Source organism: Acidiphilium sp. PM (assembly GCF_000219295.1).
Classification (GTDB): domain Bacteria; phylum Pseudomonadota; class Alphaproteobacteria; order Acetobacterales; family Acetobacteraceae; genus Acidiphilium; species Acidiphilium multivorum.
This window is the reverse complement of sequence record NZ_AFPR01000091.1, coordinates 1-25540: the sequence shown is the minus strand read 5'-3', so window position 1 is coordinate 25540 and position 25540 is coordinate 1. Positions and strand designations below refer to the sequence as shown.

Genomic DNA, 25540 nt, shown 5'->3' with positions numbered 1-25540 from the left:
CTCGACCTGCTCGCCATCCTGCGCGACCATCTCGGCCATGAGCGCGTCCGCGCGCTCGACGCGGCGCTGCCCGCGCGGATCGAGGCGCCGGGCGGTGCCGTGCCGATCGACTATACCGGACCGGTGCCGGTGGCGGCAGCGCGGGCGCAGGCCTTCTATGGCAGCGACGCGACACCACGCCTCGCCGGCGGGGCGGTGAGGTTGCAGATCGCGCTGCTCTCGCCGGCCGGGCGGCCGATCGCGGTGACCGGGGATCTCGCCGATTTCTGGCGGCGGGGCTGGGCCGACGCGCGCAAGGACATGCGCGGCCGCTACCCCAAGCACGAGTGGCCGGAAGAGCCGTGGCGCGCGCCGGCCCGGCCGCGCGGACGGCGCTGATCGGCCGGTGTGACCCGCGTCGCAGCCGTGAGTGGAACAGCATGCCATAACGGATGCGAACTGGCATTCCGACCGTCAACCGGATAGAATGTCGCCAAGATCGAGGGAGTTGATCATGCGTTTCACGGGCGTCTCCGCCGCCGCCGTCGTTGCACTGCTTGGCATGGGTGCCGCCCATGCGCAGTCCAGCGGCCCGTCGGCTCAGCAGATCATCCAGGCTCTGAAGCCGACGGGCAATGTGTCGAGCACCACGCGCGGCATCGTCCCGCTCGCGCAGGGGGCGGCGCAGGCAGCACCCGCGCCGTCGGTGGCGAAGCCGGCGGCGATGCGGATGAAGACCACCGCGCCGGCGGCGGTTTCCCATGCCGCGGCACAGACCCCGTCGATCAACCTGAACATCGATTTCGCGACGGGCTCGGCCAAGCTGACACCGCAAGCCGTCACCGAACTCGACCGGCTCGGCCGGGCGCTGACCGACAAGACGCTCGCCGCCTATCATTTCAGGGTCGTCGGCCATACCGACACGACCGGCGCGGCATCGACCAACCTCGCCCTCTCCCAGGCACGGGCGGCCGCTGTGAAGACCTATCTGATGTCGAAATTCGACATCCCGGCCACCCGCCTGCAGGCGACCGGCGTCGGCGAGGCGGACCTGTTGGTGCCGACCGGACCGAACGTGGCGAACCGGGCGAACCGCCGGGTTCAGATCATCAACACCGGCAAGTAGGCCCCTCCTGCATGGCCGGCGGCGTCTGATGGCGCGGCGGGGGTGGGATGTGCGCGCGGCGGCGTCCGGCGATCCGGACGACACCGTGCCGATGGGACAGATTCCCTCACGCGCCGCCGGCGCTCGGACCCGCCCGCCGGCGACGCGCCTGGCCGTTGCGCTGATCGTCGCAATCGCCGCCGTAACGGGTGTCGGGATCGGTGGATGGATGGCGCTGCGCCGTCCGGATTATCCGAAGGCGGGCGAGACCGGGATTTTCAATCATGTCGGCCGGCATTTCACGATTTTCCGCTTCCGTGACGATCCGCTGATCCTCGTGATCGACTGCCCGGACCTGCGGGCCCAGGGCATGATGTTCGACCGGATCGCGGCGCTGATCGAGAAGGCCTCGACGCCGCGGAACCGCGTGCTGGGCGAGGCCGCCTTCAGGAAAGTTCTCGCGAAGGCGAACGCGACCGAGGCGACCTATTATTACGGCAATGACTATCCGGCCTGGGCCCTGCGGAAATTCTTCCGCCTCGCCCATGCCGAGGGCATCCGGCTCACCGCGGATGAGCGCCGGCTGCGGGAGATCGCGCGGCGGGAAGGGTTTCTGCGCCCCGGCGCGAACGGCGCGGTCATCTCGATTCCACAGGCCCAGGGCAGCCGGCGCATCAGCTGGGTATCGCGGGCGGTCATCCTGCGCCACGAGCTTTCACACGGCGCCTATTTCACCATTCCCTCATACCGTCGCTTCGTGCACCGGTTCTACGACACGCAGATGACGCCGTCGGAACAGGCCGCCTTTCGCAGCTTCCTGATCCGCGATGGCTACGATCCGCACGATCGCGACCTCATCGTGAACGAGACGATCGCCTACATGGTATTCACCCGCGACCCTGACTATTTCAACGCTCAGGCGGTCGGGCTCACCGATGCGCAACTGGCCTCGCTGCGGCAGCGATTCGTGGCGCAGATGCCTCATTTCTGGCTGCGCCCGATGGCGGACGCGCCGCTACCCGCGCATCGCTGACCCCCCTTGCCCGACCCGTCCGGAACGGGCAGTTTCCGTGTCCGAAAATCGACCGGCCAACGGGGAAGGAAAGACGGGTCCATGAACGGCGCTGAAAGTCTGGTGCATACGCTGATCGCGTGCGGCATCGATACGGTTTTTGCCAATCCCGGCACCAGCGAGATGCATTTCGTTGCGGCGCTCGACCGGATTCCCGGGATCAACTGCGTTCTCTGCCTCGACGAGACGGTGGCCTCGGGTGCCGCCGACATGTACTGGCGGACCAAGGGGCGCCCGGCGGCGACGCTGCTGCATTGCGGCCCCGGGCTCGCCAACGCGCTCGCCAACCTGCACAACGCGCGGCGCGGCCGGTCGGGCATCGTCAATATCGTTGGCGATCAGGCGACCTATCACCGCCCGCTGGACGCGCCGCTGACCGCCGACACTGAAGGCTGGGCACGGCCGGTTTCCGGGTGGGTCCGGACCGCAATGACCGCCGACGCGGTCGGACACGATGCCGCCGAGGCGGTGGCCGCTGCCCGGACCGGCACGATCGCCACGCTGATCCTGCCGGCGGACACGGCCTGGACCGAGGGCGGGGTGGTTGGCACGCCGCAACCGGTGCCGCCGCGCCCCACGGCAGACGCCTCCGCCATCGACGCGGCCGCCGAGGTGCTGCGCTCGGGCGAACCTGCCCTGTTGCTGCTCGGCGGACGGACGCTGACCGACGCGACGCTGCGGATCGCCACCGCCATCGTGCAGACGACCGGTGCCAAAATGCTGGCCGAGATGTTCAACGCGCGGATGGAACGCGGACAGGGGCGGCCGCCGATCGAGCGCATCCCGTACCAGATCGACGCCGCGGTGCACTCGCTGGAGGGAATCCGCCACCTGATCCTGGTCGAGGCCAAGCCGCCGGTCGGGTTCTTCGCCTATCCGGGCAAGAAGGGCCGGCTCTGGCCGGATGACTGCACGGTGCACACGCTGGCGGATATCGGCCAGGACGGCGTGGCCGCCTTGCAGGCGCTGGCCGAACGCGTCGGCGCCGGCACGCCGGAGATCGCGGTGACGCCGCGCCCTGCGCCGGCGAAGGAGGCGATCGCGCCGGAGACGGTGGCCACCTCGATCGCCGCCCTGCTGCCGGATGACAGTGTCGTGATCGACGAGGGGATTTCCTTCGGCCGCGGCTTCTCGCGCTTCACCCATGGGGCGGCGCCGCATCTGTGGCTGCAGGTGCCGGGCGGGGCGATCGGCGGCGGCCTGCCGGGCGCCGTGGGTGCTGCGATCGGCTCCGGGCGGCGGGTGCTCGCGATCCAGGCCGACGGCTCGGCGATGTACAGCATCACCGCGCTCTGGACGATGGCGCGCTGCAATCTCGACGTGACGGTGGTGATCCTCGCCAACCGGAAATACGCGATCCTGCTGCATGAATACGCCAATGTCGGCGCCAATCCGGGACGGACGGCGATGGACATGCTCGATCTCGGCCATCCGGACATCGATTTCGTGCGCCTTGCCGAGGGGATGGGCGTCGCCGCCGCGCAAGCCGGCAGCATGGAGAAGCTCAACGAACTGATGGCGGCGAGTTTCGAGCGCAAGGGGCCGTTCCTGATCGAACTCCTGACCTGATCCGTTGATCGGCGAAACGGATCGGAATCATCGGCCTTTTCCATCGAATCGGAGGTTGACCGTTAACTTTCCTGTTGTAACTGTGGCTGCGGCCATGATGCTGCCGGAAATTTGCGGCATCTGACCGCCGGGCGGGCGGTCCGTCCTGACACAAGAAGACTTCACAGGGCGCAGCATGGCGAGTTCCACTGTTCAGCATCGGTCCAATTCCCGCTGGTGGTCGGCGCTGCGACGACGGATCGCGGCAATCACGGTGGATGCGCCGATGCATGTGCGCGCTCTGGTGCGCACCGACGAGATCTGGCTCGCGATGCTCGCGGCCGTGGTCGGCGTGCTGTCGGGGTTTTGCGTCTATCTGATGGATTTTCTCAGCCATCATTTTCATTTCTGGTTCTTCGCGCTGCCGAATCTCGACGAGGGACTGTCTCAGCAGACACATATCGACCCGCTGCGCGCCATCTTCGTGCCGATCCTCGGCGGCGCCGTGCTTGGGTCGGTCGCGTGGCTTCTCGGCAGGTACCGGATGACCAATTTCGTCGACCCGGTCGAGGCCAACGCGCTCTATGGCGGCAAGATGTCGCTCAGGGACTCGATCATCGTGGCGATGCAGACCTCGTTTTCCAACGGCGTCGGCGGCTCGGTGGGGCAGGAGGCCGGTTACGCGCAGTTCGGTGGCGGCCTGGCTTCCTGGGTAGGCCAGCATCTTCGGCTAAGGCGGAACGACCTGCGGGTGCTGGTCGGTTGCGGGGCGGGGGCTGCAATCGGCGGCGCGTTCAACGCTCCTCTCTGCGGTGCCTTCTATGGCATCGAGCTCGTCATCGGCACCTATTCGCTGCCAACGCTGACGATGGTGGTGATCTCCTCGCTGAGCGGCACGCTCGCAGTCGAACTGCTGATGAATGGCGGCGTACGGCCGCTGAACGTCGTATTGCCCACCCATACGCCGGGCTACGCCTATCCGCTGGCGGTGTTGCTCGGCATCATCGCCGGCTTTGTCGGTATCGCAATCATGCGGGCGGTCACCTCGCTGGAGGCGGTGTTCCGGCGCACCGGCGTTCCGATCTGGCTGCGACCGATCATTGGCGGTGTCGTGGTCGGACTGCTCGGCAGCATCACGCCGAAGGTGATGGCCTCGGGCAATTCCTCCCTGCATACCCAACTCGCCGTGGTCTACCCGTTCATGCTGGCGGTGGCCCTGCTCGTGATGAAATCGACGGCCTCGGCCTTCTCCATTGCGACCGGCTTTCGCGGCGGCCTGTTCTTCGCCGCGCTGTTCATGGGGTCGCTGCTCGGCCGCGCCTATGGCGACGTCGCGGTCATGCTCCCCTTCGCGCATGGCGTGCCGATCGGCTTCTATGCCGTTGTCGGCATGGCTGCGCTCGCCACATCGATCGTCAGCGGCACGATGACCATGACCTTCCTGACGCTCGAGAGTACGAACAATTTCAGCATCACCATTGCGGTGCTGATGGCGGCAATCGCCGCATCCCTTACCGTTCGCCGGTTCTTCGGCTACTCGTTCACCACATGGCGCTTCCATTTGCGCGGCGAGACAATCCGCAGCGCGGTCGACATCGGCTGGATCCATAATCTCACCGTCGGGCGGATGATGCGCCGCAACCAGTACATCACCCAGGAGACAACCGCGATCGCGGATTTCAAGACCGAATTCCCCCTCGGTCGAACCCAGTACGTGGTCGTGCTCGACGAAAACCAGCATTATGCCGGCCTCGCCTACCCGTCCGAAGTTCATGCGCCGGACGCAGCAGCCGAGGACTCGATCCAGCATCTGGTGCGCCATCGCGACGATTTCCTGGTGCCGCAGGCAACGGTGAAGGAGGCGATCCGGGCGTTCGAGAAGGCGGAATGCGATGTCCTGGCCGTCATCGACGGCGAGGAAACACGCCAGGTCCTGGGTGTTCTCACCGAGCAATACGCCCTGCGGCGCTACAGTGAAGAACTGGACCAGCGGCGGCGGGAACTGTCCGGCGAATAAACCCGGGACTCAGGAACCGAGCATCCGCAAGACCATCAGAAGTCGGTGCAACGACCGTTGCGTTCCCAGTCGCCGTAGCGCGTGGGTTCAGGGCCTTTGGGGCCGCCGATCTCCTTGGGCCAGGGCTTTGACGCCCCAGCATCCGTGGTGACGGACGGCTTCCCGTCGCCGCCCTCCTTGGGGAGACTGCCTGGTTCGACCGACTTGCTCATGGCGTGGACGTGGCCCCGGTCGCCTTGCCCGACAAGGGGGGGCTGCCATTGCTGGACTGCAGCACCGCAGCTTCGCGCAACCTTTGCTCGGCCAGGGAACGCCAGGGCGCTTGCGCCGGCGCCTCGGCTAGCGCCTTCCGGAACAGCGCGGCCGCATCCGGTGTCACATGGCCGGCGGCTTCGCTTTCGGCCTCTGCCGTTTCAGCGGCAAGTGTCGGATCGAATTTGATTGTCAATGCCACGTGCCAGGCACGCGCGGCCTGGTGGAGCTTGTTCTGGCTGACCAGCGCCTGACCGAGCAGCAGATAGCCCTGCCGAGCGTCCGGGCTACCCGGCGGCAGTTCCGCCAGCTTCTGCTTAAGCCTGTCGATCAGCGCGTTGTCCTGCCGCTCTGCCGCCGCGCGCTGGCGCATCACGCTTGCATGCGGCTCGGATGGCACCAGCGGCAGGCCGGATGGAACGAACACGACCACGGCGGCCACAGGAATGGCGGCAAGAGTGGCAATCATCAGACCGCGCGCGGCGCGGTTTGCCTCCGGTTCGGGGATCTGGTCGGCGGCGAGCAGCCGCCGCTGCACCTCCAGCCTTGCGGCCTGGTATTCCTCTTCTGGCAGCCGGCCTTCCTCGCGGTCCCGTTCGATTTCCTCAAGCTGTGCACGGTGCAGCGCCATGGCGGTCTCCCGCCGGTAGCGGATTGTGCCGCGGCGCAACCAGACCAGCACGACAGGCGCGAGCGCAACGGCGGCCAGCACCGCCATCCAGAGCCAGATCAAGACAGGAGTTCCTTCAGCCGGTCGGTCTCTTCCGGCGACAATGGAGGGGGAGCTGCCCGCCGGCGGCGGCGCGCGAAGAGCAGAACGGCCAGCCCGATCAGGGCGGCCAGGGCCGGCGAGAGCCAGAGCAGCCAGGTCTCCGGCCGGAAGGGCGGCTTGAGCAGAACGTAGATTCCATAGCGCTTGACCATGAAATCGATGATCTGGCGGTTGCTGTCTCCGGCGACGACGCGGCGGCGGATAATGGTGCGGAACTGTTTGGCCAGCCCGGCCTGCGAATTCTCGACCGTCTCGTTCTGGCAAACCAGGCAGCGCAGCTTGTTGCCGATTGCCTCCGCGCGGGCTTCCTGGGCGAAGGTGAGCTTCACGCCATCGCGCGTGATGCTGGTCGGATGGGCGCTCGCCGACGAGGACGAGGCCGGCGCAGCCAGCGCCGTGCCACAGGCGAGCACGAGTCCCGCGAACAGCAGAACGAGCCAACGCCTCATGTGAGCCTCTGCATGGCGGGCCGGAGCTGGTCATCGATGATCTCAGGCACCAGAGGCGCCGCGATATGCCACACCACCTTGCCGCCCGGCGCGATCAGGAAACTCTCCGGCACACCGTAGACGCCCCAGTTGATGGCAGTCCGCCCCGAGGGATCGGTGGCGAGACGCGCATAGGGATTGCCGTATTTTGCGAGGTAGAGGGCGATCGCCTCCGGCTTGTCCTGATAGGCGATCCCCCAGATATCGACGCCGGCCTTCGCCAGCCGGTCGAGATAGGGCGCCTCACCCGCGCAGGGCACGCACCAGGAAGCGAAGAAATTCACCAGAACCGGCCGCTTCTGGGCGGCGAGCACCGGCTTGTCGAAGCCCTTCCGGCCGTTCACGCCCGGCAGGGTGAAATCCGGCACATCATGGCCAACCAGAGGATTGTCGAAGGCTTGCGGATTGTAACTGCCGGTCCTCATCCGGCGGAGCAGTTCATAGAAGCCGACGCCGCCTGCACCCACGACGAGCAGCGGCAGACCGAACAGCATGCGGCGCGAGACGCTCATCGGGCAGGATCACACCGTGGCCGAGCCGGACGGCCGGCGCAGCCTGTTGCGCACCGGGGCGCCGACGCGGAAACGACGGTCGGTCAGGGAGATCGCGCCGCCAAGCGCCATGATGAGGCCTCCGAGCCAGATCTCCGGCGCCAGCGGATGGATGTTGAACCGGAACTCGCCACCACCGCTGTCGTTGTCACCGGCGAAGGTGGCAAAGAGGTTGCGCACACCGTTGGTGCTGATCGCTGCGGCCACCGTTTTCACCTTCTGGTTCGTGAAAAAGCGGGTTTCGGGATGCATCATCTCGACGAAATGGCCGTTCCGCGTCACCTCGATGGTGGCTTCCCGCGCCGCGTAGTTCGCCCCCTTGGCCGGCGCGATCGAAATCAGCTTCCAGTTGTAGCCGCCGAGATCGATCGACTGGCCGGGGTTGAGTACCCGGATCGTATGCACCTGCAGCGACATGCCAGCGATGCCAAGCACCGCGATGCCGAAGCCTAGATGCCCGAGCGAGGCGCCGATCGCGGCACGGGGAATGGTGAACAGCCGCGCGAAGGACTGGCGGAGCGGCACGCGGAACAGCCTGACCCGCTCGGCGAGATCGATCAGCGCGCCGATCATCACCCAGACCGCGCCGGCAAGGCCGAGAGCCGCCACGAAATGGCCTCGAAGGATGAACGCGCCGAAAACGATCAGCGCGACCACAGCGCCGAACCACAGCTTGGTCAGAGCCGGCAGAAGGACTGCGCGCTTCCAGGACATCATCGGCCCTACCGCCATCGCGAGGATCAGCGGTGCGGTGAGCGGCAGAACCGTCTGATCATAGAACGGCGCGCCGACCGAGATCTGCCGGTTGAAGAGCAGGTCGAGGAACGGAGGATACATCGTTCCGGTGAACACCACCGCGGCGATGATGCAGAGGAAGATGTTGTTGAGGATCAACGCGCCCTCACGCGAGACCGGCGCAAAAACCCCGCTCGCCGCAAGCGCAGGAGCGCGGAAGGCGAAGAGCAGCAGCGAGCCACCGATAGTCAGTGCCAGCAGTACGAGGATGAACAGGCCCTGAGCCGGCGAGGCCGAGAAGGCATGCACCGAGTTCAGCAGGCCGGAGCGGACGAGGAAGGTGCCGCAGAGGCTGAGCGAGAAGGTCGCGATCGCAAGCAGGACCGACCATGTCTTCAGCGCTTCGCGCTTCTCGACCACGATGGCCGAGTGGATCAGCGCCGTGCCAGTAAGCCAGGGCAGCAGCGCGACGTTCTCGACCGGGTCCCAGAACCAGTACCCGCCCCAGCCCAGCGTGTAATAGGACCACAGCGAGCCGAAACAGATGCCGCAGGTGAGGAACAGCCAGGAAACCAGCGCCCAGGGCCGCACCCAGCGCCCCCAGGCGGCGTCCACCCGCCCCTCGATGAGGGCGGCGACGGCGAAGGCGAAGGCGATCGAGAAGCCGACATAGCCGGTGTAGAGAATCGGCGGATGAACGGCGAGGCCAGGATCCTGCAGGATCGGGTTGACGCCCGCGCCATGCAGCGGCGGCGGCCAGATCCGCGCGAACGGGTTGGAGACGGCGATGACGAACGCCATGAAGCCTGCCGAGATCAGGCCGAGCACGCCGAGCACGCGCGAGCGCAGGCTGGTCGGGATGCTGTTGCCGAACGCGCCGACGGTCGCGCCGCAGAGAGACAGGATCAGGCACCAGAGCAGAATCGACCCGTCATGGTTCCCCCAGGTGCCGGTGATCCGGTAAAGGAGCGGCGTTGTCGACGACGAGTATTCGGCAACGTTGCGAACCGTGAAATCCGACACGACCCCGGCCCATACCAGGGCGAGGAAGGAGAGGCCGAGCATCACGAACTGGCTGATCGCCAGTGCGGGCGCGGTGCGGAGGATCAATCGGTCGCGCAGCATTGGACCGGCGATACCGATGACCGATTGTGCGACGGCAATGGCCAGTGCCAGCGCGAGCGCGAAATTGCCCAGGGTGGGAATCATTCTCCGGTCTCTCCCGTCCGCTCAGCCATTGTTGGATGCCTCGATCTGCGCCGGCGACTTGTCATCCCACGCGCCGGCATTGGGCGGCGGCCCGAATTTCGGATTCCACTTGCCGGCCTTGCGCAGCGCCATCTCGACATCGCGCGGCATGTAATCGGCGCCATGTTTGGCCAGCACGGTAGAGGCCATGAACTCGCTGTCACCCTTGGCCATCGCGCCAATCGTGACCACGCCCTGCCCCTGACGGAACAGGCCCGGCAATACGCCGGTATAGACCACAGGGATCGAAGCGCGGCCATCGGTGATGCGGAATGTGGTGTAGGGCGCGCCGTTGCGCGTGCCCATCACCACGGTATTCGCCTGCACGATGCCGCCGAGGCGGAAGACACGGCCCGGAGGCGGATGGCGGGCGGCGACCTGCTCGGGCGACATGAAGAAGGACAGGCTGGAGCGGAAGGCGAACAGCATCAGCGCCACCGCGGTGGACAGGCCGATGCCGCAGGCGATCACGATCCAGAGGCGGCGCTTCTTGCGGCTCATCATCACACGGCACTCCCGGATTTCTCGTGCCGACGCGGCTCGACCGCGGCGAGCCTGCGCCGCGCCGAGCGATAGCGGAAGAACGAGGAGATCGAGAGAAACCCGATGATGAGGAGGGCGACGCCGTAGCTGCCGACCACGTAGGGCATCGTATGCTTGACCATGTCTTCAGTTCCCGGAGCGCTCCGCGCGTGCGAGCAGCAGGGCCCGCGTGCGGTTCTCCATGATTCCGCTCGAAATCCGCGCGAGCGACATCGCGATGAAGGCCAGATAGAAGCCGACCGTGCAGATCAGCAGCGGATAGAGCATGGTGATGTAGATCTTGGAGGGGCCGGTCAGGGTGATCGAGTTGCCCTGGTGGAGCGAATTCCACCAATAGACGCTGAACACGATGATCGGCAGGTTGATCGCGCCGACCAGGCCGAGGATCGCGGCCGCACGATAGCCGTGCTGCGGATTGTCGAACGCGCGGATCAGCGCCATGTGGCCGAGATAGAGAAAGAACAGGATCAGCACCGAGGTCAGCCGTGCATCCCACACCCAGTACGTGCCCCATTCAGGCTCGCCCCAGAGCGACCCGCTGATCAGGCAGAGCGCGGTGAAGCCGGCGCCGACCGGGCCCATCTCCTTCGCCGCGATATCGGCGAGCGGATGCCGCCATACGATCGAGAGCAGCGAGCAGATCGCCAGCGCGGCGTAGCCGTTCATCGCCACCCAAGCCGCCGGGACGTGCACATACATGATGCGCGAGGCAATACCCTGCTGCCAGTCGGCCGGAGCGAAGAAGAAGCCCCAGACGAGTCCGACCGTGCAGGTCAGCAGCGCCGTCCAGCCGATCCAGGGGATGATGGGCTGCACCAAGCGCTGGAAGCGGCCGGGATTGGCGAAACGATGCAGCCAGGCCCCGGTTTTCGACGTCGGAACGGCGATCGCGCCGCCTGGCACGTCTCCCGCGTATTCCGTAATTGCTGAACGGTCCATTGATAGATTGTCTAATACGAATTTGAATTTTTGACACCCCCCGCCCTCGCACGCACCCGGTTCCCGCGATCACATCTTGGCGCAGAGCGATCCGCCGCTATGCTGGGAGGCAGAGAAAACGCCAGAATGGAGCCATCCCATGCAGTTCCTCCTGATCGCCCATGACCGGGAAGACGGTCTTGCCCTGCGCAAGCAGGTGCGCCCGGAGCATCTTGCCTACCTCGAAAGCATAAAGTCGAGCATCGTCTTCGGCGGCCCGATGCTGGGGGCGGACGGCAATCCTTGCGGCTCGATGATCGTCTACGAGGCGGCGGACCGCGCGGCGGCCGAGACGCTGGTCGCGAACGACCCCTATAGCAAGGCCGGGCTGTTCGGCGCGGTCGAGATCCAGGGCTTCCGCACGGTGGTGCGCGACGGCACGCTGACGCCGTGAACTACTGGCTGGTCAAGTCCGAGCCGGACGCGTTCTCCTGGGACCAGCAGGTGGCCAACGGCGTCGAACCCTGGACCGGCGTGCGCAACCACGCCGCCAGGAACAACCTGAAGGCGATGCGCGTGGGCGACCGCGCCTTCTTCTACCACTCCAATATCGGTCGCGAGATCGTCGGCGTGGTCGAGGTGGTGCGGGAGGCCTATCCGGACCCGACCGCCGAGTCGGGCGACTGGGTGGCCGTGGATATGAAGGCCATCGCGCCGATGCTGCATCCGGTCGGCCTTGCCGCGATCAAGGCCGATCCGGCGCTGGCGGACCTCGCACTGGTGCGCCTGTCGCGCCTGTCGGTCGGCCCGGTCAGCCCGGAGCACTGGGCGCATCTCTGCGCCATGGGCGGGTTGCGGCTCTAGCGCAGCGCCCCCCTAGCCGCGCAGGAAGGGCTCGATCGCCGCAAGCACCTCGCGCGGCTTCTCGGCGTGGAGCCAGTGGCCGGCATCGGCGATCGTCTCGATGCGGGCCTGCGGGAAGCGGGCGCGGATCGCCCCATGCGCTTCCAGCGGCACGTAGGACGATGTCGCCCCCGCGACGAACAGCGCCGGGCCATCGTAGCGCGCACCGGGCGCCGGATCCGCCCAGCCGACCAGATCGGTCATCGCGCCGGCGATTTCCTCAAGGCCGAGGCGCCAGCGCGGCGCCGCGCCGAGCACGAGATTGTGCAGCAGGAATCCGCGCAAGGCCGGCTCCGGCACGCTGGCGGCGAGGGCAGCGTCCGCCTCCTGCCGCGTCAGCCCCGGATGCAGCGCGAGGCCGCGCATCGCCCGGACATAGCCCAGATGCTCGTGACCATAGGCGATCGGCGCGATATCGAGCACGGCGAGGCGGGTAATGCGGCCGGGATGGGTGAGCGCCAGCGTCATCGCCGTCTTGCCGCCCATCGAGTGCCCGACCACGCCGGCCGAGGCGATGCCGAGCGACTCCATCGTCTCGGCGACATCCTCCGCCATGACCCGGTAGCGCATGTCCGCATCGTGCGGGCTGTCGCCATGGTTGCGGGCATCGAGCGTGGTGACGCGGAACTGCGCCGCGAGCCCACGGGCGATGACGCCGAGATTGCGCCCGGCGCCGAACAGCCCGTGCAGCAGAATGACATCCGGGCCTGTGCCGGTCGTTGAGGCGTGGAGAATCATTTCGGTTTGTCGATCCCTTGGCTTGGGCTAGGGTTGGCCGATGCAGGCGGAAAATCAACCCGGGGCGGATGCGGCACGGCTCGAACGGCTCGTCGCGCGGCAGGCGGAGAAGCGGCATCTCGCCGCAATCTGGGCGGCGCGGGTTGGCCTTGCCGCCGGCATGACCGTGCTCGATATCGGCGCGGGCACCGGTGCGCTCGCCCTCGAATACGCGGCTCTCGGCGCGCGCGTGCTGGCGATGGACCCGGATTCCGCATCCCTTGCCTATGCCGCCGCCGAGGCGGCGCGGCGCGGCCTTGCCCTGGAGACGATCGTGGGGCGGGCCGAGGCGCTGGCAGCGCTGCCCGCGGCGCCGGACCGGGTGATGCTGACCGATGCGCTGCATCATATGCAGGAGAAGGATGCGGCGTTGCGCGCGATCCGCGCCGCGATGAAGCCCGGCGGCGCGCTGTTCATCGCCGAATACGACCCGGCGGGGCCCGGGGCGGTCGGCGCGCCGATGGCGCGGCGGATGGCAGCGGCGGAGGCGCTGACTCTCCTCGCCGCCGCCGGGTTTGCCGCCTCTGCCGCCGAGGCCGGGCCGGACGAGCACTACACGATCATCGCCGTGCCGTGACCGGCGGCATCGCGCGCGGAGGAGCGGTGCTCGCCGTGGCCGCCGCCCTTGTGGCGGGATCGGCGCTTTTGCTCCTCGTGCCGCAGGCAATCGGCCCCTTGCAGGGCTTTCTGGCGCTCGGCCTTGCCGGGGCCGCGGCGCTCGCCTGGCCGGAAGGGGCGATGGCCGCCTGGCTGATCCTGGTCGCGACCACGCCCGAGATGTGGCTATCGGACATGATCGGCCATCACGAGACGATCATCGCCCTGCTCAAGGTTACGGGGCTGGCGATCATCGGGCTGGCCGCGCTGCGCCGCGGGAGCCGGTTCGACCGCTACAATCCCAGCTTCGCCTTCCTCGTCATGTTTGTCGGCGGCTTCGTGCACGGCCTTTGGCCGGGGCTGACGCCGCTCGCCTCGCTGCGCTCGCTGGTCGGCTCTGCGGCGCCGTTCGCCGCCGGCTTCATGCGGGCGGAGGCGCGGATGCGCGCGGCGATCATCCGCTGCACCATCATCGGCCCGGCGGTGACCGTGGCCTTCGGCCTGCTGCTGCACGCGGCCGGCCTGCGGGCGCTCTATGGCGTTCAGCTCGGCGCGATCCGACTGCAGGCCTCGAGTTCGCCCGCCTTTCTCGGCGGGTTCGCGATGATCGCCATCTATGCCGGGCTGGTCGCCTTCGCCGGCAGCGGCCGACGGCGGGAATGGGCGTGGATTGGCGCGAATTTCCTGATCCTGCTGGCCAGCGGCGCGCGCGCGCCGCTGGCGCTCGCCACCTTCGCCACGCTCGCCACCCTGCTTTCGGTCAAGGCGCCGGATTTCGGCATGCGAGCGCGGCTGGGCCTGCTGACGACGGGCGGCGCGGCGTTCGGCGCCGTGCTTCTCGCCGGGCCGGCGCTGCATTTCGTCCGCGTGATCGACCTCATCCATCTGGGCGATGCCGCCAGCCTGTCCAACCGCAACCTGATCTGGCCCTATTTCGAGGCGGCGCTGGCGCGCTCGCCCTGGCTCGGCTGGGGGGTGGGCGCGGGCAAGGTGATCGTGCCGTTGCATTCGCCGATCGGCCGCTTCCTCGGCACCAACGCGGCGCATGACGAATATCTGCGCATCGCCTGCGAAGGCGGCGTGCCCGGTGCGCTGCTGCTGTTCGGCCTGCTCGGCCTGTGGCTGTTTCGGGGCAGCGCTGCGCTGCCGGTGGGGCAGCGACGGCTGATCCGCCTTGTGTTTCTCGCCTTCGCAGTGCAATCTCTGACAGATAATACTTTGATCGCAACGACCAGCCTGACGTTCTTCACATGGGCGCGGGCGGTGTTCATCAATCCCGACGAAGGATCGGCCCCGGCATGACCATGCTTCCGCTTTCCCGCCGCGCGCTGCTGGCCGCGCCGGCGTTTCTCGGCCTGGCGCCTTCCCTCGCCCGCGCCGCCGGCCCGACGCCGCCGATCTGCATCGTGCTCGATTCGGGCGGCTCGCGCGTCTCGGTCATCGACATGACGACGCGCAAGGTGATCCACACCGAGCCGACGCTGCGCGAACCCGGCCACTGGGCGCTGACGCCGGACCGCAAGACGCTGCTGATCGCCGATGCTTCGGGCAATGCGCTGTTCTTCTTCGACCCCGTAACCGGGCGCGAACGCGGCCACAAGCTGATCCCCGATCCCTATCAGCTCTGGTTCAGCCCGGACGGCAAATTCCTTACCGTGAACTGCCTGCGGCTCAACCATGTCGACATCTATCATGCCGACGCGCTGACCCTCGCCCACCGCTTCCGCGCCGGATCGATGCCGAGCCATCTGAGCTACACGCCGGATTCGCGCACCGTCTTCGTCTCGATGCAGGATTCCGGCACGCTGGTCGCGATCGATCTCGTCACCATGCGCGTCCGCTGGACGGCGCCGGTCGGCAAGACGCCGGCCGGGGTGATGTGGCATGACGGCGTCGTGCTGGTCGCGATCATGGGGAGCGATCATCTCGCCGTGGTCGATCCGGCGAACGGCAAGCTGCTGCGCACCGTGCTGACCGACAAGGGCGCGCACAACATCTTCCTCACGCCGGACCGCAGCGAACTCTACGTCACCAACCGCGTCGCCGGCTCGCTCACCGTGCTGGACGCGAAGAGCCTCGGCTTCAAGCGGCGGATTCCGATGCCGGGCGGGCCGGACGATCTATGCTTCTCACCGGACGGACGGCTGTGGATCGCGCTGCGCTTCGCCTCCCGCGTCGCCGTGCTCGACCCGGCGAGCGGTGCTGTGGACCACATCACGGTCGGCCGCTCGCCGCACGGGATCTATCTCTCGACCCTGCTGACCGACACCGCCGCCCGCACGGCGATGCGCCTGGCCTGAGCATGCTGCCGGCCCATCCGTTCAACGATCTGGCCGGCTGGGTGGAGCAGGTGGCGGTGCTGCCGCTGCTCTACCGGTTCGGGCTGATGCAGTGGAGCGAACTCTCCTTCGGCTGGACGCTGGTCGCGATCTATGGCGTGACGCAGATGCTGCTGGCCTATGCGGTCTGCGTGCCGCTGGAGCGGGCGATGCCGATCGAGCGGTGGGACAGCCGGCGGGTGGTGCTGGTCGATGTGTTCTACACCTTTCTCGCCCGCGTCGGCGTGCTGCCGGTGATGACCTTCGTGCTGTTCTACGCGGCACAGGTGCGGCTCGACGGGTTTCTCGCCGATCATGGCTATGTGCCGCCGATGCTGGAGACGATCTTCCCGCCGCTGTTCGGCCATCCGGTGATCACCTTCGCGCTCTACGCGCTGATCCTCGACTTCGCCGATTACTGGCGGCACCGGCTCTCGCACCGTTTCCGTGTCTGGTATGCGCTGCATGCGGTGCATCACGCACAGCGGCAGATGACCTTCTGGTCCGACGACCGCAACCATGTGCTCGACGAGATGATCGGCTTTCTCTGGTTCATGGCGGTCGGGCTGCTGATCGGGATTCCGCCGCTGCAATTCCCGCTGCTGGTGCTGATCCTGCGCTTTGTCGAGAGCTTCAGCCACGCCAATATCCGCCTCTCCTTCGGCCGGATCGGCGAGCGGCTGCTGGTCTCGCCGCGGTTTCACCGCGCGCATCACGGCATTCTCGCCGCCGGCGAACGCTCGATCAATTACGGGGCGGTGTTTCCGTTCTGGGACATGCTGTTCGGCACCGCCGATTTCTCGAAGGATTTCGCACCGACCGGCGACCCCGAAGCACCCGAGGCGATGGCGAGCGGCGGATGGGTTGCCCAGCAATGGTCGGGGCTGGTGCATCTGGTCCGCTCGATCTGACGCGATTTTTCGCTTCCGCCCGGCGCCGATAAGGCGTTTCCTGCGCTCGCCATGCCGACCCTGTGCCGCGACTGCGATGCCATCTTCGAGGCCGCCGGCGCCTGCCCGCAATGCGAGGGGCGGCGCCTCGTCGCGCATGACGAGATCGCGACCCTCGCCATCGCCCATGTCGACTGCGACGCCTTCTATGCGAGCGTGGAGAAGCGCGACCGGCCGGAGCTGACCGACAAGCCGGTCATCGTCGGCGGCGGGACGCGCGGCGTGGTGGCGGCCTGCTGCTACATCGCCCGCCTCTCGGGCGTGCGCTCGGCGATGCCGATGTTCAAGGCCAGAAAACTCTGCCCGGACGCGGTGGTGATCGCTCCGGAGATGCGGAAATACGCGGCGGCGGCGGCCGAGATCCGCGCCCTGATGGCGACGCTGACGCCGCTGGTGCAGCCGCTCTCGATCGACGAGGCGGCGCTCGACCTCTCCGGCACCGCGGCGCTGCACAGGGCGCCGCCCGCGGTCGTGCTGAGCCGCTTCGCCCGGCAGGTCGAGGCGGAGGTGGGGGTGACGGTGTCGATCGGCCTTGCCGCCAACCGGCTGCTGGCGAAACTCGCCGCCGAGCGGGACAAGCCGCGCGGCTTCGCCGTGCTGGGAGCGGAGGCAGCGGCGGTGCTGGCGCCGGAGCCGGTCGGCATTCTCCCCGGCGTCGGCCCGGCACTGGCGCGCAAACTCGCCGGCATGGGGATCACGCGGGTCGGCCAGCTCGCCGCCCTCAACGATCGCGCCGCCCGCGCCCGGCTCGGGGAGGACGGGCCGATGCTGGCCGCGCGCGCCCGCGGCATCGATCCCCGCCCGATCGACCCCGCGCGGGCGACGAAGTCGATCAGTGCAGAGACGACCTTCGCCGAGGATATCGACGATGCGGCATCCCTCGCCCGCGTCCTGTTTCCGCTCTGCGAGAAACTCGCCCGGCGGCTGCGCGCCGAGGGCTTCGCCGCCGCCGGGCTCGTGCTCAAGCTCAAGACCGCCCGTTTCGAGACGCATACCCATGCGGTGCGGCTGACCGCTCCCACACAGCTGGCCGAAACGATCTTCGAGGCGGCGAAACCGGTCCTGATGCGCGCCGCCGGCCCGCGCTACCGGCTGATCGGGATCGGCGCCGCACGGCTCACCGATGCCGCCGAGGCCGACCGCGGAGATCTGGTCGATCAGGAAACGCCGCGCCGCGCCGCCCGCGAGGATGCCGTCGAGCGGTTGCGCGCGAAATTCGGCACCGGGATCATCCGCCGGGGCGGATGATCCGCCGGGCGCCCACGCCATGCTTGCCCGACGGCGCGAAAAGCCGATAGGCTTGCTCCGGGAGGATCGGCGGATGAAGCTGCGCGGATTCCTGACTGGCGTTATCGTGGCAGCGCCGCTGATTGCGGCGAGCGGGAACGCTGCCATGCCGACGCGGACGGTGAGCGAGCATGTCGGCCGGTTCGATGCGATCGTCCTGCACGGCCGTTTTCGTCTCAACTTCACCCGAGGCGAAACACGCTCTGTGAAGCTCAGCGGCGATCCCTATCTCGTGGAAAATCTGAGCGTGTCTGTGAAACGGGGCGTGCTGGACATCGATCGCCCCAGCGCGCTCGACTTGCCGCAGAACGAGACCGTGGATGTCATCATCACCGCCCCCTCGCTCGCCGCGCTTACGACGAAAGGACTCGTGCGGGCGGACGTGCGGAACCTGTCCGGCCAAACGTTCGACTTCATCAATGACGGCGCCACTGCGGCCACCCTCTCGGGCGAAGTGGGCAAATTCCGGATGATTTCACGCGGAGTCGCGTCGATCGATGCCAGCCAGCTGCGGGCGGCCAACGTGACGGTCTTGGTGCGGGGGCAGGGCAACATGAGGGTGTTCGCGCGCGAAAGCGCCAACATCACGCTGTACGGCGAGGGGAAGATCGAGGTTCTCGGTCACCCGAAAGACCATACGTTCAAGACGCTGGCTTACGGAACCGTGACGCTGCGCTGAGCAGCAGACATGAAAAAAGGCGCCGCTTTCACGGCGCCTTTTCCGAGACAGGCTGGGTTCAAGCCGCCTTCAGGTTCTCGGCGGACATCTTGCCCTCGCGGCCCTTGCGGACCTCGAATTCAAGGCGCTGGCCCTCGTCGATGCGGCCCAGGCCGGCACGCTCGACGGCAGAAATATGCACGAACACGTCCTTCGACCCGTCATCCGGCTGGATGAAGCCATAGCCCTTGGTTGCGTTGAACCACTTAACAGTACCTGTCGACATCGCGACTCTCCAAACAAACGGCAGCCCACGAAATGAGGGCCAGCAAACTCTTCAACTTGGGGAGGTGTCGAAGGCGGTAACGCCGTAACGCACGCAGCAACCAGAACCGAAAAGCGCCGTGATTCTCTTATACCGGCTTTTGCGGCCGAGGGCCAGCATGTATTCATGCCGGCGGCACGTAGGAGAGTCTCTCCCTGCCCTCGCGCTTTCCGGCGCGGCCGGTGGGCTCGAAGCCCACTGCACGCAACAACGACCAGGACGGGATGTTGGCCGGATGGCATTCGGCGAAGACGATCTCTCCGTGCAATGCCCGCAGCATCGCCGTCAAAGCCTCGCGCGCATAGCCACAGCGCTGGAACGCAGGACCAATCCAGTAGCCGACCTCGATCGCGGAACCGCCGCCACCCGTCGGCCCGCGGTGCGCGCCGAGCAGGCCGATCAGCTGCCCGTCGGCGGCAAGGCGGATGCCATGAAATCCCGGGTCGGATTCGATCAACGCCCGCGCTTGCGCGGGGCCGAAGCGCGAGGAGAGAAAATCGATGCGTCCGGTAATGATCGGATGGTCGGTAACGGCCGCGAGTTCCGCAGCATCGGCGATGGCGAGCGGCGCGAGACGAAGCCGCGCGGTCACCAATCGTACAGCGACAGGCGGCGTCCCTGTCAGGCCGGCTCGATCATGCATTGCAGCGGGTGTTGGTTCTCGCGGGCGAGTTCCAGAACCTGGATCATCTTGGTTTCCGCGATCTCGTAGGTGAAAATGCCGCAAACGCCGACACCGCGGCGATGGATCCGCAACGCGATCCGTCCCGCCTCATCGGTCGTCTTGCCAAACAGCCCGACCAGCGTTGCGACCACGAATTCCATCGGCGTGTAGTCATCGTTGAACATCATCACGCGGTAAAGCGGCGGTCTCTTCGCACGAGCGCGCGCATGCGTGGCGAAAACCGGATCCATGCCGTCCTGGTCGTCAAAATCGTCCATGCCGATGGCCCCATAAATGCGATTGCGGTCGCTGTCATGCAGAACCGTCGACTTGCACCCGACCCGCGTGCAAATCTGCAAATGGCGACGGACGGACCGGAATCCGGCCCGTCCGCTTATCATTCATCCGTCAGGCGGTGAAACCGCCCTTCCGCTTCAGAGCGCCGCGCCGAACTTCTCGACGGCGAGAGTGACACGCGCAGTGAGCGGCGCGATGGTCTGCTCGGTGAGCTTGAGCGACGCATCGGTGATCCGGCCGGTCTCGGCGACCGCCTTTTCCATCATCGCACGGGCATAACCGGTCTGGAGATCGACGGCTTCCTTCACCGACTTCACGCCGCCGAGCGCCTTCGTCATTGCCACGGTCTCCTCGACAGAGGCCTGGGTGGTGCTGGCAATCTGCTTTGAAATGCCCTGCAGACCCGCAGTGAAGATCTGGCCGGCCTTTACCATCGCCTCGAAATTGCCCTGGCTGAACGCCATCATCTCTTCTGTGGTCTTCATCGCCTTCGCCATCTGCTCCTTGACCTTCGCCTGCTGGGCCTCGAAACCCTTCGCGGCGTTTTCCATGCCTTCCTTCATCGACGTCAGGGTCTTTTCGAACCCGGCGGCAACCTGGGCCTTGGTGGCCTCAACAGTGGCTTCGGCCGCCTGCTGCACCGTCTCGGTCGCTTTGATCTTTGTGCTCATCCTAGTTACTCCTCGTGTGTCCGTTGCAACGATGCCGATGCGCCCGCGCACCAGCCTTGGCCGTCGTTGCTTTCGTCGCAAGGGAGAAAAACGACCGCCAAATTCCTTGCACTCACGTTTTATAGTGCAGTGCAACATGGCCGATTTAAGCCTGCCGCGAGGGTAAGTCAATGCTTTTTGTGCAACGCACAATGACACTGCGGTTAAGCCTCACGGCGCCGACCGCTCCCACAAACACGGAGCGCAGGAGGATATCCCATTAACCCTTTGGCTTTTTTGTTAATTTCTATTTTTGAACTGGACAGCGCCGACATTTCATCCTATCCGTCTTATGAGGCTTCGTTCATGTTTGGGGGACCGTATGCGTTTGGCCGAATTGCAAGGCTGGATTGTGAACATCCTGCGGCGCGGCTCGGTACTCGCGGCAGGCGGCTTGATGGGCGCGGCGCTGGCCGCACCTCAGGCTGCGCAGGCTAATCTGCATCAACGGTATCGACATGTCGTGCGCATACATGAACGCCTTGGGGGCATTGCCTCTCCGGCCGCCTCGGGGCCGCTTGCGCCCGGGATTGACTGGATCGTGATGGACGCGGCAACCGGCCGCATCCTCTCCGAGCACAACGCATATAACGAGCGCTTCCCGGCCAGCCTGACCAAGTTGATGACGCTGGATCTCGCTTTCCACGCACTCAGCCACGGCCGCCTGAACGCCAATACCCCGCTTCCGGTGAGTCAAGCGGCAGCGTCAGTGCAGCCTGTGAAGCTCAATCTTGTGGCGGGGCAGACCGTAACGGTCATGCAGGCAATGCTGGGCATGACGACCCTCTCCGCCAATGACGCGGCAACGGCGCTCGGACAGTACCTCGGCGGCGGCAGCATCCGGCGCGTTGCCGCCGAAATGACAGCGCGCGCCCACGCTCTCGGCATGGAGCGGAGCGAGTTCCGCAACCCATCCGGCCTACCCAATCCGAACCAGGTGACCGACGCCTACGACATGGCGATTCTCGCCCGTCACCTGCTGCTGGACTATCCGCAATATCGCTATCTTTTCTCCGTGCCGAGCTTCCGCTTCGAAGGCCGCACGATCCCCAATATCGATGGCATGCTCAAGCGCTACAACGGCGCCATCGGCATGAAGACGGGCTATACGGACCTCGCGCGGTTCAACCTCGTCACCGCCGCGGTGCGCAACGGTCACATGCTGATCGGCGTGGAGATGCACGCCCCGTCCTGGATCGTTGCTTACAATCGCATGACCCAGCTGCTTGATGCCGGCTTCGCAGCCGAAAGCGGTGCGCCGACGACCGTCATCGCAACTGCCACGTCACCACAGCCTCGCGCCGCAATGCCTCCGCCCCCGGTGCGCCAGCCGGCCGCGGCGCCCGTGCTCGTGGCGAGCCGAAGCAGAACCGCTCCTGTTCACATGATCGTTGCGCGTTCGGTCGGCCATGTCACGCGCGACATGATCCCGGGGTGGACCGCCCAGGTTGGCGCCTATGACAGCTACATCCTCGCCAAGAGGCAGGCCCTGACCATACGCGGCGAGCGCAAGGTCGGCATCGCTAGGGTTGGCAGCGCCGTGGTGCACCGGCACCGGATCTGGCGCGCTCAGATTGCCGGCCTCGACCATAACGATGCGAATCTGGTCTGCAGTGCGATGAGACGCGCTCATCAGTCCTGCTTCATCATTCCACCGAGCAACGAAAGCCTGGCGATGCGCTGACGGAACGGGCCTGATCAGCCGGCCCGTTGCCTTTTGACAAGCGCCAGAACGGCAGGCGCCGCCAGCACCAGCACCAGCGCATTCCACAGCATGAATTCGAGGTTGAGCGGGCCGGAAATCACGGCGCTTGCCACGGCGCCGGCGACCAGCAGGACGCTGGGCAGCCAGTCGCGCCAACTGCGCATGGCCGGCCGGTCGGCCACCGCCAGTCGCCAGACGGCGATTGCGATCGGCACGGCAAAGACAGGGAACGGCGCGTCACGATAACGCGGATCGAACACGAGCCCCGCCTGGACGATGACCGCGGTCACCACGAACAGGAACCAGAGATGGTCGAAGAGGCCTTTGCCCCAGTCGCGGGGGCTAGCCTTGCCGAACAGGCTCGCGCGCAGGAGCAACACCGTTGCTGCTCCATCCAGCGGCCGCCGCCCCTTGCCGCGTGAGGCAACGCGCAGAGCGGCAAGGGCGAGCAGACCCTGTGCCGGCAGATTGATCGCGGCGCAGATCATCAGGGACTTGTCGTACAGCACGTGATGGGTGATCGCCCAGGCGTAGACGAGCGCATTGCCAAGGCCGAAAGCGAGCGCCACGCCGGAGACACCCGCCATCCCGCCGATAAGCGCGAGGATCACCGACAGCGCGATCGCGGCACCGGCATAAAGCGGCCAATGCGGCATCTCCACCACCGGACCTTCAAGGGGGAATTTCGGCCGGCGTCCTGCGGACCAGATGCCCCAGTTGGCGCCGGCGATCCCCTCGTCGTGGTATTTCCAGTGCTGGTCGAACGCCTCGATCAGGTTGTAGTCGACATGCTCGCGATCGGCGAGGCTGACGAAGCGGCGCAGAAAGATCGCCTCGTTGACCCGCGAGGGCGCGGCATCCGCCCGCCAGCGCCCCCGGCTCGGCCAGCCGGTCTCCCCCACCGAGATCGTCTTGCCCGGAAAGACGCGCTCGGCCTTGCGGATGGTCCGGCCAATCCGCGCGATCGCGGCGTTCACCCCCACCGGGTGGTTCTGCCAGTAGGGCAGCAGATGGATCATCACGACGTCGACATGCTTCGCCACCTGCGGGAATTCGAACCAGAAGCTCGCGACATCGGCATAGGCGACCGGCTGCTTCACCCGGGCGCGCACATGATCGATGTCACGGATCAGTTCGCCCACCGAAAGGTCGCGCCTGAGCAGCACCTCGTTGCCGACGACGACGCGGGTGATCGTGTGCGGATGCGCGTTCGCCGCGGCGATCCCGGCCGCCATCTCCCGCGCATTGTCCTTCGGGTTCGGCCCGAGCCAGATCCCGGCCCAGACCTTCAGCCCCGCCCGCTTCGCCAGCGCGCCGATGTCGAAATCGCCCTCGATCGAGGAATAGGTGCGGATGCCGCGCGCGTGCCGCGCGATCAGGCGCAGGTCCTGCTCCACCTCGGCGGCCGAGGAGAAGGTTTTCGTCAGCGGCGACTGGCCGTTGCGGAACGGCGCGTAGGACACCGAGTTGAACCGCGCATCCGGCATGACGACGCCACCGGCACGCGGCCGGTTCGGCAGATACCATGCGGCAACGCTCAGCAGGCCGAGCAGAAAGATCAGATAGGGTCTTGCGGTGCGCATGGCCCATGCGCTTACAGGAGGCTCCACCGGCAGGCCAGAGGCGGCTCATGAGCATCGACGGGCTCGACGACAAGACGATCGCGCGCATACTGACCACCACGCGGCGGATCGCGCTGGTCGGCGCCTCGGCCAACCCGGCCCGCCCCTCGAACGAGGTGCTCGGCGCGCTGCTCCGCCTCGGCTACGACGTCACCCCGGTCAATCCCGGCCTTGCCGGCACCAGGCTGCACGGGCGGGAGGTCGCCGCCTCGCTCGACGATGCGACGCCGCTCGACATGGTCGAGCTGTTCCGCGCCTCAGAACGGGTGCTGCCGGCGGTGCGCGACGCGATCCGGCTGGGGGCGAAGACGATCTGGATGCAACTCGGCGTGGTGAACGAGGGCGCCGCCGCCCTCGCCCGCGCCGCCGGGCTCGTCGTGGTCATGAACCGCTGCCCGCTGATCGAGCGCCCGCGTCTCGGCCTCACTCCCTGAACGACGCGGCCGGATAGCCCTGGGCGAAGAGCAGTGCGCGCAGGTCGCCATGCTCGATGCGCACCGGCGCCGCCTCGGCGAGGATCGGCTTCGCGTGATACGCCACTCCCAGCCCGGCATCGGCGATCATCGCGAGATCGTTCGCCCCGTCGCCCACCGCCAGCGTCGCCGACAGCTTCACCCCGCGCGTCGCCGCCAGCTCGTGCAGCGCCGTGCGCTTGGCGTCGCGGTCCAGCACCGGCTCGGCAACGCGGCCGATCAGCCGGGTTCCGTCATCGAGCAACTCGTTGGCGCGATGCGTGTCGAACCCGACCTCCGCCGCCACCCGGCTGGTAAACCAGGTGAACCCGCCCGAGACCAGCGCCGTCACCGCGCCATGCGCGCGCATGGTGGCCACCAGCTCTCGCGCCCCCGGCATGATCGCGGTGCGCCGCCAGGTGCGCTCGAGTGCCGCGACATCGAGCCCCTCCAGCAGGGCGACGCGCTCGCGCAGCGCATCGGCGAAATCCAGCTCCCCTGCCATCGAGCGCGCGGTGATCGCGGCGACGCGCTCGCCCACCCCCGCCTCGGCGGCCAGCTCGTCGAGCGTTTCCGAGGTCACGATCGTGCTGTCCATGTCCGCGACCAGCACGGCCTTGCGCCGCCCACGATCCCTGACGCACATCACGTCCACCGGCGCATTGTCGATCGCCGCGCGCACCAGGGCGAAGTCTGGCGGATTCATGCAGGGAATTTCGGCGGCCTCGCCTGGCGAAAGCCACACCGGCGGGCCGCCGGCGGCCAGCTCGCGCACGCGGGCCACCATCGTGTCGGTCAACGTCACCTTGTCGCGCGCCGCGACCAGCACCAGAACGAATTTCATGACCCAGTCGCCTAGAGCAAGTTCCGCCCCCCCGGCAAGGCCGCTGCTGATCGTCGCCGGGCCCACCGCCTCCGGCAAGTCGGCCCTCGCCCTCGCCGCCGCGCAACGCTTCGGCGGCACGATCATCAATGCCGACGCGATGCAATGCTATGCCGACTGGCGGATCATCACAGCCCGCCCCACGCCCGCGGACGAGGCGGCGG

Annotated in this window: 31 protein-coding genes; 16 read left to right on the top strand and 15 right to left on the bottom strand. The window is 67.0% G+C overall.

The annotated features are described in order from the left end of the window. From APM_RS04130 to APM_RS04110, 5 genes are all read left to right on the top strand, one after another. Positions 1–378 (top strand): ATP-dependent helicase C-terminal domain-containing protein (locus tag APM_RS04130; protein WP_007422094.1); only part of this gene is annotated, 378 nt, incomplete at its 5' end. 115 nt (positions 379–493) lie between these two features. Further along, a complete protein-coding gene (locus tag APM_RS04125; RefSeq protein WP_007422093.1) occupies positions 494–1105 on the top strand; it encodes an OmpA family protein in 612 nt (203 codons plus the stop codon). Positions 1106–1133: 28 nt separating this feature from the next. Further along, a complete protein-coding gene (locus tag APM_RS04120; RefSeq protein ID WP_007422092.1) occupies positions 1134–2117 on the top strand; it encodes a hypothetical protein in 984 nt (327 codons plus the stop codon). An 81-nt stretch (positions 2118–2198) separates the two neighbouring features. Continuing rightward, positions 2199–3725: an acetolactate synthase large subunit gene (locus tag APM_RS04115; protein WP_007422091.1), complete on the top strand. Its 1527-nt coding sequence runs from the start codon at positions 2199–2201 to the stop codon at positions 3723–3725. A 175-nt stretch (positions 3726–3900) separates the two neighbouring features. After that, the gene (locus APM_RS04110; protein WP_007422090.1) at positions 3901–5721 is read left to right on the top strand and encodes a chloride channel protein; all 1821 of its coding nucleotides are present in this window, start codon (positions 3901–3903) and stop codon (positions 5719–5721) included. A 35-nt stretch (positions 5722–5756) separates the two neighbouring features. Here APM_RS04110 and APM_RS20235 read toward each other — a convergent pair whose 3' ends face one another. Genes APM_RS20235 through APM_RS04080 form a run of 8 tightly spaced genes read right to left on the bottom strand, consistent with a single transcriptional unit; the run spans position 5757 to position 11249 of the window. Next, a complete protein-coding gene (locus tag APM_RS20235) occupies positions 5757–5933 on the bottom strand; it encodes a DUF1674 domain-containing protein (RefSeq protein WP_012040367.1) in 177 nt (58 codons plus the stop codon). Then, on the bottom strand, positions 5930–6691 hold the full coding sequence (ccmI, locus tag APM_RS04105; RefSeq protein WP_231844439.1) for a c-type cytochrome biogenesis protein CcmI: 762 nt from the start codon (positions 6689–6691) through the stop codon (positions 5930–5932). The genes APM_RS20235 and ccmI overlap by 4 nt, the downstream gene beginning before the upstream one ends. An 11-nt stretch (positions 6692–6702) precedes the next feature. Then, positions 6703–7194 carry a cytochrome c-type biogenesis protein gene (locus APM_RS04100; protein WP_007422088.1) on the bottom strand — a complete coding sequence of 164 codons (492 nt, stop codon included), beginning with the start codon at positions 7192–7194 and terminating at the stop codon, positions 6703–6705. Then, entirely contained in the window at positions 7191–7745 is a 555-nt protein-coding gene (locus APM_RS04095; RefSeq protein WP_007422087.1) for a DsbE family thiol:disulfide interchange protein, read from the bottom strand. Before APM_RS04095 ends, APM_RS04100 begins: the two co-directional genes overlap by 4 nt. A 9-nt stretch (positions 7746–7754) precedes the next feature. Then, positions 7755–9728, bottom strand: a complete 1974-nt coding sequence (locus APM_RS04090; protein ID WP_007422086.1) for a heme lyase CcmF/NrfE family subunit — start codon at positions 9726–9728, stop codon at positions 7755–7757. Between the two features lie 21 nt (positions 9729–9749). Further along, positions 9750–10271, bottom strand: coding sequence for a cytochrome c maturation protein CcmE (gene ccmE, locus APM_RS04085; protein ID WP_007422085.1), 522 nt, complete (start codon positions 10269–10271; stop codon positions 9750–9752). After that, complete coding sequence (gene ccmD, locus APM_RS20230; RefSeq protein ID WP_013641075.1) at positions 10271–10432, bottom strand: heme exporter protein CcmD; 162 nt, start codon at positions 10430–10432, stop codon at positions 10271–10273. The genes ccmE and ccmD overlap by 1 nt, the downstream gene beginning before the upstream one ends. A gap of 4 nt (positions 10433–10436) precedes the next feature. Continuing rightward, complete coding sequence (locus APM_RS04080; RefSeq protein ID WP_007422084.1) at positions 10437–11249, bottom strand: heme ABC transporter permease; 813 nt, start codon at positions 11247–11249, stop codon at positions 10437–10439. Between the two features lie 139 nt (positions 11250–11388). Between APM_RS04080 and APM_RS04075 the strand changes: the two genes are divergently transcribed. Together APM_RS04075 and APM_RS04070 are read left to right on the top strand one after the other, a co-directional pair. Next, a complete protein-coding gene (locus APM_RS04075; RefSeq protein ID WP_007422083.1) occupies positions 11389–11682 on the top strand; it encodes a YciI family protein in 294 nt (97 codons plus the stop codon). Next, positions 11679–12092 (top strand): EVE domain-containing protein, encoded by a 414-nt coding sequence (locus APM_RS04070; protein ID WP_007422082.1) that lies wholly within the window; start codon positions 11679–11681, stop codon positions 12090–12092. Before APM_RS04075 ends, APM_RS04070 begins: the two co-directional genes overlap by 4 nt. A 12-nt stretch (positions 12093–12104) precedes the next feature. On the opposite strand, the gene APM_RS04065 is transcribed toward APM_RS04070, so the two are convergent. Next, complete coding sequence (locus tag APM_RS04065; protein WP_007422081.1) at positions 12105–12869, bottom strand: alpha/beta fold hydrolase; 765 nt, start codon at positions 12867–12869, stop codon at positions 12105–12107. A 40-nt stretch (positions 12870–12909) separates the two neighbouring features. Between APM_RS04065 and APM_RS04060 the strand changes: the two genes are divergently transcribed. The 6 genes from APM_RS04060 to APM_RS04035 all read left to right on the top strand — a co-directional run bounded on the left by APM_RS04060 (position 12910) and on the right by APM_RS04035 (position 18739). Beyond that, positions 12910–13485, top strand: coding sequence for a class I SAM-dependent methyltransferase (locus APM_RS04060; RefSeq protein WP_007422079.1), 576 nt, complete (start codon positions 12910–12912; stop codon positions 13483–13485). Continuing rightward, positions 13482–14807 carry an O-antigen ligase gene (locus APM_RS04055; protein WP_007422080.1) on the top strand — a complete coding sequence of 442 codons (1326 nt, stop codon included), beginning with the start codon at positions 13482–13484 and terminating at the stop codon, positions 14805–14807. The genes APM_RS04060 and APM_RS04055 overlap by 4 nt, the downstream gene beginning before the upstream one ends. After that, the gene (locus APM_RS04050; RefSeq protein WP_007422078.1) at positions 14804–15805 is read left to right on the top strand and encodes a beta-propeller fold lactonase family protein; all 1002 of its coding nucleotides are present in this window, start codon (positions 14804–14806) and stop codon (positions 15803–15805) included. Before APM_RS04055 ends, APM_RS04050 begins: the two co-directional genes overlap by 4 nt. A 2-nt stretch (positions 15806–15807) precedes the next feature. Next, complete coding sequence (locus APM_RS04045; RefSeq protein WP_007422077.1) at positions 15808–16734, top strand: sterol desaturase family protein; 927 nt, start codon at positions 15808–15810, stop codon at positions 16732–16734. Positions 16735–16785: 51 nt separating this feature from the next. Beyond that, the gene (locus APM_RS04040; protein WP_007422076.1) at positions 16786–18021 is read left to right on the top strand and encodes a DNA polymerase IV; all 1236 of its coding nucleotides are present in this window, start codon (positions 16786–16788) and stop codon (positions 18019–18021) included. Positions 18022–18094: 73 nt separating this feature from the next. Beyond that, positions 18095–18739: a head GIN domain-containing protein gene (locus APM_RS04035; RefSeq protein ID WP_007422075.1), complete on the top strand. Its 645-nt coding sequence runs from the start codon at positions 18095–18097 to the stop codon at positions 18737–18739. A gap of 58 nt (positions 18740–18797) precedes the next feature. Here the strand turns inward: APM_RS04035 and APM_RS04030 are convergent, their stop codons facing one another. The 4 genes from APM_RS04030 to APM_RS04015 form a co-directional block, all read right to left on the bottom strand. Then, complete coding sequence (locus APM_RS04030; RefSeq protein ID WP_007422074.1) at positions 18798–19004, bottom strand: cold-shock protein; 207 nt, start codon at positions 19002–19004, stop codon at positions 18798–18800. A gap of 163 nt (positions 19005–19167) precedes the next feature. Next, on the bottom strand, positions 19168–19635 hold the full coding sequence (locus APM_RS04025) for a GNAT family N-acetyltransferase (protein WP_007422073.1): 468 nt from the start codon (positions 19633–19635) through the stop codon (positions 19168–19170). A 29-nt stretch (positions 19636–19664) separates the two neighbouring features. Beyond that, positions 19665–19985 (bottom strand): ATP-dependent Clp protease adapter ClpS, encoded by a 321-nt coding sequence (gene clpS, locus APM_RS04020; RefSeq protein WP_007422072.1) that lies wholly within the window; start codon positions 19983–19985, stop codon positions 19665–19667. Between the two features lie 156 nt (positions 19986–20141). Next, positions 20142–20726 carry a phasin family protein gene (locus APM_RS04015; RefSeq protein ID WP_231844438.1) on the bottom strand — a complete coding sequence of 195 codons (585 nt, stop codon included), beginning with the start codon at positions 20724–20726 and terminating at the stop codon, positions 20142–20144. A 310-nt stretch (positions 20727–21036) separates the two neighbouring features. Here APM_RS04015 and APM_RS04010 point away from each other — a divergent pair, with 310 nt between their 5' ends. Next, on the top strand, positions 21037–22398 hold the full coding sequence (locus tag APM_RS04010; protein ID WP_007422070.1) for a D-alanyl-D-alanine carboxypeptidase family protein: 1362 nt from the start codon (positions 21037–21039) through the stop codon (positions 22396–22398). Positions 22399–22412: 14 nt separating this feature from the next. Here the strand turns inward: APM_RS04010 and APM_RS04005 are convergent, their stop codons facing one another. Next, on the bottom strand, positions 22413–24002 hold the full coding sequence (locus APM_RS04005; protein ID WP_007422069.1) for a hypothetical protein: 1590 nt from the start codon (positions 24000–24002) through the stop codon (positions 22413–22415). 47 nt (positions 24003–24049) lie between these two features. On the opposite strand from APM_RS04005, the gene APM_RS04000 reads away from it, so the two are divergent. Further along, positions 24050–24475, top strand: coding sequence for a CoA-binding protein (locus tag APM_RS04000; RefSeq protein ID WP_007422068.1), 426 nt, complete (start codon positions 24050–24052; stop codon positions 24473–24475). Here the strand turns inward: APM_RS04000 and serB are convergent. Further along, positions 24465–25337 (bottom strand): phosphoserine phosphatase SerB, encoded by an 873-nt coding sequence (serB, locus tag APM_RS03995; protein ID WP_007422067.1) that lies wholly within the window; start codon positions 25335–25337, stop codon positions 24465–24467. The genes APM_RS04000 and serB overlap by 11 nt on opposite strands. Here serB and APM_RS03990 point away from each other — a divergent pair. Beyond that, positions 25336–25540: isopentenyl transferase family protein (locus APM_RS03990; RefSeq protein ID WP_007422066.1), on the top strand; the 205-nt coding region annotated here is incomplete at its 3' end. The two genes, serB and APM_RS03990, sit on opposite strands and share 2 nt — an antisense overlap.